The sequence below is a fragment of the Xylanibacter ruminicola genome (assembly GCF_900142525.1).
Lineage (GTDB): Bacteria > Bacteroidota > Bacteroidia > Bacteroidales > Bacteroidaceae > Prevotella > Prevotella ruminicola_A.
Window position 1 is genome coordinate 1 of the sequence record NZ_FRBD01000036.1, and the last position, 8,884, is coordinate 8,884.

The 8,884-nt window shown below is 41.2% G+C and carries 5 protein-coding genes; all 5 read left to right on the plus strand.

The genetic code is table 11. The features are described 5' to 3' along the window. Positions 1-76: 76 nt before the first annotated feature. Positions 77-1,621, plus strand: a complete 1,545-nt coding sequence (locus BUB86_RS16270; protein ID WP_073211627.1) for a PEGA domain-containing protein — start codon at positions 77-79, stop codon at positions 1,619-1,621. A gap of 22 nt (positions 1,622-1,643) precedes the next feature. Further along, positions 1,644-3,293 carry a BACON domain-containing protein gene (locus BUB86_RS16275; protein ID WP_073211630.1) on the plus strand — a complete coding sequence of 550 codons (1,650 nt, stop codon included), beginning with the start codon at positions 1,644-1,646 and terminating at the stop codon, positions 3,291-3,293. A 42-nt stretch (positions 3,294-3,335) separates the two neighbouring features. Beyond that, complete coding sequence (locus BUB86_RS16280; RefSeq protein ID WP_073211633.1) at positions 3,336-4,352, plus strand: hypothetical protein; 1,017 nt, start codon at positions 3,336-3,338, stop codon at positions 4,350-4,352. Beyond that, positions 4,353-6,896, plus strand: coding sequence for a chitobiase/beta-hexosaminidase C-terminal domain-containing protein (locus BUB86_RS16285; protein WP_073211636.1), 2,544 nt, complete (start codon positions 4,353-4,355; stop codon positions 6,894-6,896). Positions 6,897-6,904: 8 nt separating this feature from the next. Beyond that, positions 6,905-8,884, plus strand: a 1,980-nt coding sequence (locus BUB86_RS17790) for a BspA family leucine-rich repeat surface protein (protein WP_175549535.1), incomplete at its 3' end; no start/stop codon positions are given.

Consider the following 8,884-nt stretch of genomic DNA (forward strand, 5'->3'; position numbering starts at 1 on the left):
TTTGGAAGTAAATGATTTTTTTCTTATATTTGCCCCAAAGTATTTGATTTATCAATAATTTAAAAACCTATAACACATGAAGAAACTATTACTCTTAGCATTGATTGCTGTATCGCAGTCCGTGTGGGCTGACGGTATCAGTGTGCTTGGATTCAGACTGTTGGAGACAGATCTGACCGCAAACACCCGAGGTACAGAGAAACGAGACCAGAATGGTGACAAGGCCGCACTGATCAAGATTGTTACTCCCGAAAAGGGCTTCCTGTTTAATGGAGGTTCGTTGGGAATAGTTGGAACCGAAGAGAAGGCGGGCGAGATATGGCTATATGTGCCACCTCGCGCCCAGAAGCTTACCATCAACCATCAGGTATTTGGTGTGCTTCGCGACTACTACTATCCTGTTTCTATCCAGGGCGGCCGCACTTACGAGATGCTGCTTGATATCGGTACCGGACGCTACGTTACCATTACCACATCTCAGGCCAAGAGTGATGTCACCCTCGATGGCGAATATCTGGGCAAGTCGCCTATATATAATAGGTATATGACTTATGGCCGTCATGCCGTGTTTACTCAGAACGGCATGTATGAGGCCCGCGACACCATCATCATCACCACTGGCGATGAGAAAACCACCAAGATTGCCCATATCGAGATGAAGAATATGAGCGACCATTATGGCGATGTAGTAGTAAACGTAGAAAACAATGCCGACATCTGGTACAACAACCATCAAGTTGGAACGGGTAGCTGGAGCACCCAGCTTCGCGAAGGCTCATACACCGTAGAGACCCGCAAGGCCGATTGCGATCCTATCAAGACCACCTTCATTGTGGAGCCTAAGAAAAAGAACCAGATTCAGGCCGCTCCGCCTGCTCAGCATACAGGACGTCTGAACATCTACACCCGTCCGCGTAATGCTAATGCTATACTTAATGGTACCGATGAGATTAATCTTACCGATGTTCCTACGCTTCCTGTTGGTACCTATCAGTTGGCTATCAGTAGAAAAGGCTATGTAAGTACTAACCGCGAGTATACTATTAAGCATAATCTTACCACTAGCGACACCGTAACACTTGAGAAGGTAAAATATATTAAGCCCAACTCCTTCTACTTTGGTGCCGGCTATACCATGCGCTCTATGGGTGGAATCACAGCTTTGGCAGGTTTCACCTTAAAGAATATCGACCTACAGGCCAGCTATACATTTGGTCTGAATCCATCCGACCCCGTAATGTGGTATAGTACTGATGGAAACGATACCTATCGTAGTGGAATTACCTATAAGCGTTCTACCTTTGCCGTTAAGTTAGGATATCAGATAGAGTTAACTGAGCGACTGGGTATTACACCGCAGGTAGGTTATGAGATCGAACAACTGTCAGGTACAGTAACCGATGGAACTCTTATGTTTGGCGACAAGGCAGCTGCCAGTTGTGTGTCTGTAGGTGCAAAGTTTGTTTATGCGCCTATCCAGCGTCTCTATTTATTTGCTGCGCCTACGCTTTCTCTTGGCATGAGTAAGGATAATAACTTCCAGAATATTGCTGATGCCAGCAATATCTCAGCCGGAGGCTTTATGGTTAGCATCGGTGCAATTTTTAACTTCTCATTTTAATCACTCTAAATAGATTACAGTTATGAAAACAAAGCTATATATTACGCTACTGGCTGCGTTGCCATTGGTGGCAGGACTAACGGGCTGTAAGAGCGAAGACGAGACTGAAGCCAAACCTGCTAAGGAAATGCTGAGAGTGCTTGATGGCGCTATTATCATACAATCAGATGTTGAGGCGACTAATGTTAATGTAACTGCCGACTGCCATTGGAAGTTGGATAGTCTTAATACAGGCGATTTTGGCAAAAGCCTTAATGTGCAACCTCGCGAAGGAGTAGGCGATGGAATCCTACAGATTACTACCGATCAGAATACAACAAATACAGACCGTTCAGCATCGTTTATGTTGATTTCGGATGGTGGACTGAGACAGAAAATAAGTATCACCCAGAATGGTAAGGGCGATGGTATCAATTTATCAAAGGGTTCGTTCACATTCGATACCAATCCCACAGAAGGTCAGTCGTTTAATATTACCAGTAACACTTCGTGGAAGATTGAAGAAGCTAATGGTGCTAATTGGATAGAAGTAAGCCCAACTAGTGGTTCAAGTGGTACTACTCCTGTTACAATTAAGGTAGCTCCATCTTCTACCGATGCCGTTCGTTCTACCACTTTGAACGTCTTTTATGGTTCAGGATTCAGCAAGTTAGAAGAAATTACGGTTTCGCAGACTGGTATTTCTAACGTAACGTTACAGGCACCTGATAACATCGGTAGTTTTGAGTCGTCTGGTGGCGATAAGACTATACATGTTGAAAGTAATGCCCAGTGGTATGCCTTTATCCCATCATCGGTTTCTTGGCTGCATTTCAATTCACGACTCGACTCACTTACTTCTGAGGGCAGTGCCTCACGAATTGGTAGTGGTGATATCCATCTGGTATGCGATGAGAATAATACTACCCGTGAGCGTACCACAGCAGTAGTGATTGTGGCTGGAACCAAGAACCCTAAACAGGTTATTGTAACCGTAGAACAGTTGAAGAATGGTTCTTCTCAGCCATTACAGACATCAGTAAGCCTTAACGAACTGAGCGTGTCGCGCGAGTCGGCCAACTTCCTTCTGAATATTGTATCCGAAGAGGTTGTAGGCGACTACGGATTGGTATATAGTACAAGAGACTCTATCCCAACCATTAACAATGGCGAGCGGGTAATTGTTGGAAGAGGTGGAACATCGTCGGGCTTGGCTTACGAGCTTTCTGGGCTTAATGCTAACACCACATACCATGTTCGAGCCTTTGTACAGAAGAATGGTTCGCAAGATGTCTTTTATAGTGATGTGGTTACTATAACCACTATGGTCAGTTCTGTTACTGTCGGCGAAGTAAGATCAATGTATGTTGGTAATGACTATGCTGACATGCGATTCAGTTATGTGGCCGACGAAGAGGTTATCGACTGTGGCTTTATCTATAGTGCCACTTACGATAAGCCAACCCGCGATAACGGTACGATGGTATCAACTGGTCATGGCGGATTGGGAGGCAACGTAATGACAACTATAGTTGAACTCGAAGAGACAACCACTTATCATATATGTGGCTATGTGCTTACAAAGTTAGGTATCGTTTATAGTCCTAACGTGGTTACAATCACCACTTCTGCATCAGCTTCAGAGCCAGGTGAGAGCGATAACCCCGACCCACAATTATCACGTAGAAGATAACAAATAACAAAAACAGATTATTAACTTAAAACATTTTAGATTATGAAAAAGATTATTATTACCTCAATACTTAGCTCACTGATTTGTGTTGCTTCATTTGGTCAGAGTACCATGTTCCGTACCATTCTCTCGCATAATGGTCAGCTTACTCAGTATGATCTGAATAATTGGACTGCTGCTTTAGACGATGCGGTTGATGGTGATACGGTTTATTTTACTCCAGGTACATTTCCTGGCGATATAACAATAACAAAAAAAATAGCTTTGATTGGAGCTGGAGTTTGCGAGTCGCAAGCTTGGTATCATAGTCAAGAAGATTTGCAGGATGCATTAGGTGGTAGTGGAACGCCAATAACCAACAGTACAAATCTCTCTGGAAGTAATATTTATATAGAGCTGGATGGAGAACCTACTCTAACAGCTACAATGCTTGAGGGGCTGAATATTCACAATACTGTAACTATTAGTAAAACTGTAACGAATCTAAAAATCAAACGTTGCCAGATAGGAACCGTTAGGACAAATGTTGATGATGTGTCTGACGAATCTGCAAAGCCCAAAAATTTATTATTAGAAAGTTGTTATATTCATTATCTTCGTGCGGGTAATTTCGATACGCCGAATATTTATAATTGTTATTTTACAGAGGTTAGTTTGTACTCACAACCATTCTGTTTTACTAATTGTAGTATAGATGTAACTTACAATTCTGTTGGATGTAATTATATCAACTGTTTATTACTAAATGATTATTATACAGGAATTAACACATTTCTAAATTGTATTTATTCAAATGACCTTAACAATGGAAGTACATATACAGATTGTTGGACTTACTCTTCTGATTGGAATCCGTACACAAGGCCTTGGCAATTGTCAAAGACATATCTTTCAGAGCATAACTATATAGGTAATGACGGTACAGTAGTTGGTCCTCTTGGCGGACAGGCTCCATTCACATTTATTCCTAGTCAGCCTTATGTATCAGCCAGCACTGTGGCCTATGATGCTTCAACAAAGAAACTGAACGTTAATATCACTGTTAAAAAGGGTAAGTAAATGAAGGGACGACATATATCTATAGTATGTCTCGTCCTGTTGTTGTTCTTTCCTTTTGTTGCTTTGGCGCAGTCGGATATTACCTATCAGTACTGGATAGACGACAATAAGGACAATGCTACTTCTGAAACTGTCACAGACAGCGGAAGTGGCGGAGGCATTAGTTTGAACCTTGACGTGGGTTCGTTGAGTCCTGGTGTGCATTTCTATACCATCAGGTTCTACGAAGATCCATTGCCAGGGTCATTGGGCGATCCGCAATGGAGTGCTCCTCAGCGCTACATCTTCAGTATTCCTGCTGTAGCAGCTAATAGTACACCTGCCGATTTGCAGAACATGGAGTATTGGATTGATAATGACTACGAGCATCGTACGTTAACCACAATTAGTGGTGATGAGTATACATCTGGTGCTACCTTAATTGATGTTAGCACTCTTACTCCAGGCGTACATTTTTACAATGTTCGCGTGCGGGATCAGGATGGTATATGGGGAGCAACTCAACGTTATATCTTCAGTATACCCGCTGTAGCAGTTGGCAGTACGCCTGCTGATTTGCAGAACGTGGAGTACTGGATTGATAATGACTACGAGCATCGTACACTAACTACGATTAGTGGTGATGCTAATAATCTGGATAATATTGAGATGGATTTAACCGGCTATACCCCAGGTGTACATTTCTATAATGTCCGCGTGCAGGATGAGGATGGTATATGGGGTGCACCTCAGCGCATTATCTTCAGCATACCTGCTGTTACTTCAGGTGAAACGCCGAAGAATCTGAAGCAATATGAATACTGGATTGATGATGATTATGCAAATAAGAAGACTAGAGCTGCTGCCGACGATGAGTATCCGGATGTTTTCACGATATCAGTTAGTTCTCTTTCGCCTGGTGTACATTATCTTAATTTGCGTGTTAAGGACCTTGATGATATTTGGGGTGCTCCACAACGAACGTTGTTCAGTATTCCAGCACCTCAGCCAACTGCTGTAGAGAAACTCATCACGGGTTATAGTTATGCATTTAATGATGATGCCTATACTAGTGTGACTTTCGATACACCTGTTGAGGAATATAATCTGGAGTTATCGCTAGACGCCCCAGATCCTAAACCTCTGATGGTAGTCGACGATGATTGCACTTTGTCTTTCGATGCCGATCAGAACAAGGCTACGTTGAGTCGCGATGTACACATGCAGTTTGCTGTGTTCTTCAAAGATCAGAGTAACACAATGAGTGCTCCTACGGTAGAACAGTTTGATGTAAATGATACTCAGACTGAAGACATTACTGCCATCACTTCACCTGGTACATATGCTGTGCCAAGCCATGCAGATGGTGGCTTTAGCGTATTCCGTATAGTTGTGGAATCTGCAACAAGTCTTATGTTAAAGACCAATGGCGAATGTGGATTCAGATTGTATAACGCTGATGGTGAATGGTTGTACACTTACGATGCAACTAATTTGCAAGGTGATGATGGTGTATCGAGAACCTTCGAAGTGGGAACTTATTATGCCATAGCATTTGGCAATAGCGATGCACGGAAGTTTGGTTTGGCTCCATCAGATAAGAACTCGCTTAAGCCAACCATATTGTTCGATCAGAGTAGTAATCTGGTTACTATTACCCCTCCGTTCCCTGATGCCCACTGTTATTATACCACAGATGGCACTGATCCAACAGTTAATAGCCAAGAATATACAGCACCGTTTACTGTTTCCAGCGATCAAACGATTATGGCTATTGCAGTATGGGGAGATATGGTAGTTAGTGAACATAGAACAAAAATTATTTCTGGACTATTGGGCGACGCTAATGGTAATGGAATAATTAATATTGAAGACGTCGTTGCTATCATTAATTACATATTAGGAAAAGAAGTTTCAGGTACTTTCGATGATACTCTAGCTGATATGAATAGTGATGATGTGGTTGATATCTTCGATGCTATGCTGCTGGTTAACTATGTGCTTGCTCACCCATCAGCATCTTCTGGAAGCAGAAAGATGTCTCGTGGAGATGCTGACGAACCAACAGAAAGTCTCATGTTGGCAGCTGAGCAGGATGGAATTAGTCTTGGTGTTGATAGGGCTGAACGATTCACAGCCTTCCAGTTCGATATCAGTCTGCCTAAGGGTACCGAACTCTCTGATGTGAGGTTGGTTTCAGAATCATCTGCTCATAGACTCATGTTTACCCATAATGGTGGTAACACCTATAGGGTCGTAGGATTCTCAATGAGTAACAGTTTGTTCCCGGCAGCTGATGATAAGTTTATCGATATCAAGCTGGCCAATGCCACTAATGGTGATATATATGTGTATGATGTACTCTTTGTAAGTCCTGATATGAAGAAGGTTAACTTTGCAAGTCGAGGCATAGGTACAACTGCGATAGAGGGTATTGATTCTGATTCAGAGGCAAATGATTCTGAAGAGATTTACAACCTGCAGGGTCAGAAGATTGCTAATAGTCGCAAAAAGCTTGATAAGGGCGTATACATTATTAATAAGAAGAAAGTGATTATCAAATGATAAAAGCTATGCAGAAAAAACTCATGATGATTGTCATCCTATTACTGGCATTAAGTAATAGGATGGCAGCTGATGACCAAGTTGATCAGCTAACCATAAGTGACTTCAGTATATTCACAGAGCAGACGAAGGATGTAAGCATTGCGCTTACTAACGCAGATGCCTATTCTGGATTCCAGTTCGATCTGGAACTGCCAGAAGGCGTAACTGTTAGTGCATATAGTGCGAACAGTGCACGTATTACAACTGCTGCCGAATTAAGTATGCAGCAGCAAACAGGCGGCACTTATCGTTTCGTATTCCTAAGTCAGTCTGCCACACCATTGTCTGGTAACAGTGGCGATGCGATTATTAATCTGACATTACAAGCGGCAGCAACTGTTGCCGTTGGTGAGAAAACGGGTTATTTTAAGAACATCAAACTGTCGAAAATCGATGGTACAGGTCCTACATACACCTCTCAGTCGTTTACCTTCACAGTAAGAGGTAATGAACCCTATGCCGTACTGAGCGATGAAAATATCAAGCTCACCTTCTATTACGATAAGCAGAAGGATACTAGAACTGGTGTTGTAGAACTTTCTGATTTAGCTACACTTGACAACAAGGATGTTATTACCAATGTTGTATTTGATAACTCTTTTGTTAATTATACGTCTTTGACAAGTACAGCGGGATGGTTCAGTCAGTGTACGAATCTTACCTCGATTACTGGTATAGCCAATCTGAAGACCGACAACGTAACAGATATGTCTCAGATGTTCATGAATTGTCAGAACCTTGCAAGTCTTAACGTTTCATATTTTAATACTGGCAATGTTACTAATATGGCAAGTATGTTTAATAGTTGTTCAAGTCTGACAGATTTGGATTTGAGCAGTTTTGAGACCAATAAGGTTACGGATATGTCGTTGATGTTCTCTGGCTGCTATGGGTTGACAAGTCTTGATTTAAGCACATTCAATACCTCAAATCTTGTATATGTCAATTATATGTTCCAAGGCAGTAATCATTTGTCATACATATACGTAGGTAGTAGTTGGACTACTTCAAATATAGCTGAAGGATATGGAGTGGGACTGTTTGATGGTTGTATAGATTTGATTGGTGGTGTTGGTACAGTATATAATGAATCATATACAGATTATGCTTATGCTCATATCGATGGTGGTGCTGAAAATCCAGGTTATTTTACTGATGTTGTATATATTAGTAGTTTAAACGAGCCTTATGCAATTTTGAGCGATGATAATTCTAAACTTACACTCTATTATGATAAGAGGAAAGTGGCAAGGCAAGGTTTGGATTTAAGTCCTATTGGTTGGGAGAGTAATAAAGAATCTATAACCTCTGTGGTGTTTGATAGATCGTTTGCTAATTATGTACAGTTAACCAGCACATATGAATGGTTCAAGGGATGTAAAAAACTGTCATCTATTGAAGGTCTAAGTAATTTGAATACTGAAAGCGTAACATGGATGGAAGATATGTTCTATGAGTGCCAAGCTTTGACTACACTTGATTTGAGTAGTTTTAAAACATACAGAGTCATTAATATGATGAATATGTTTTATGGCTGTTCGAATCTTAAAAATCTTAATATTAGTAGTTTTGAAACGGACGATGTAAAGTATATGGACGGCTTGTTCTATGGTTGCTCAAGTCTAGAAAGCATAGATGTTAGTGGCTTCAACACGAGTAAAGTGACAACTATGATGTCTATGTTTAGAGATTGCTCAAAACTAAAGAGTATTGATATAAGCAATTTCGGGTCAGACAAGTTAATCAATATATGTGACATGTTTCGAGGCTGCTCTTCGCTTATATCCATTGGTTTATCCAATTTGAAAACTAATAATGTTTGGGATACTTCTGGGTTATTCCAAGACTGTTCATCTTTGACAACATTAGATTTGAGCGTCATTAATACATCGAGTGTCACGAATATGACTTCTATGTTTAGTGGGTGTACATCTTTGACAACATTA

Bases quoted from the DNA above. Each gene is read 5' to 3' on its own strand.
- BUB86_RS16270 (WP_073211627.1), top strand. From the start codon at position 77: ATGAAGAAACTATTACTCTTAGCATTGATTGCTGTATCGCAGTCCGTG.
- BUB86_RS16275 (WP_073211630.1), top strand. From the start codon at position 1,644: ATGAAAACAAAGCTATATATTACGCTACTGGCTGCGTTGCCATTGGTG.
- BUB86_RS16280 (WP_073211633.1), top strand. From the start codon at position 3,336: ATGAAAAAGATTATTATTACCTCAATACTTAGCTCACTGATTTGTGTT.
- BUB86_RS16285 (WP_073211636.1), top strand. From the start codon at position 4,353: ATGAAGGGACGACATATATCTATAGTATGTCTCGTCCTGTTGTTGTTC.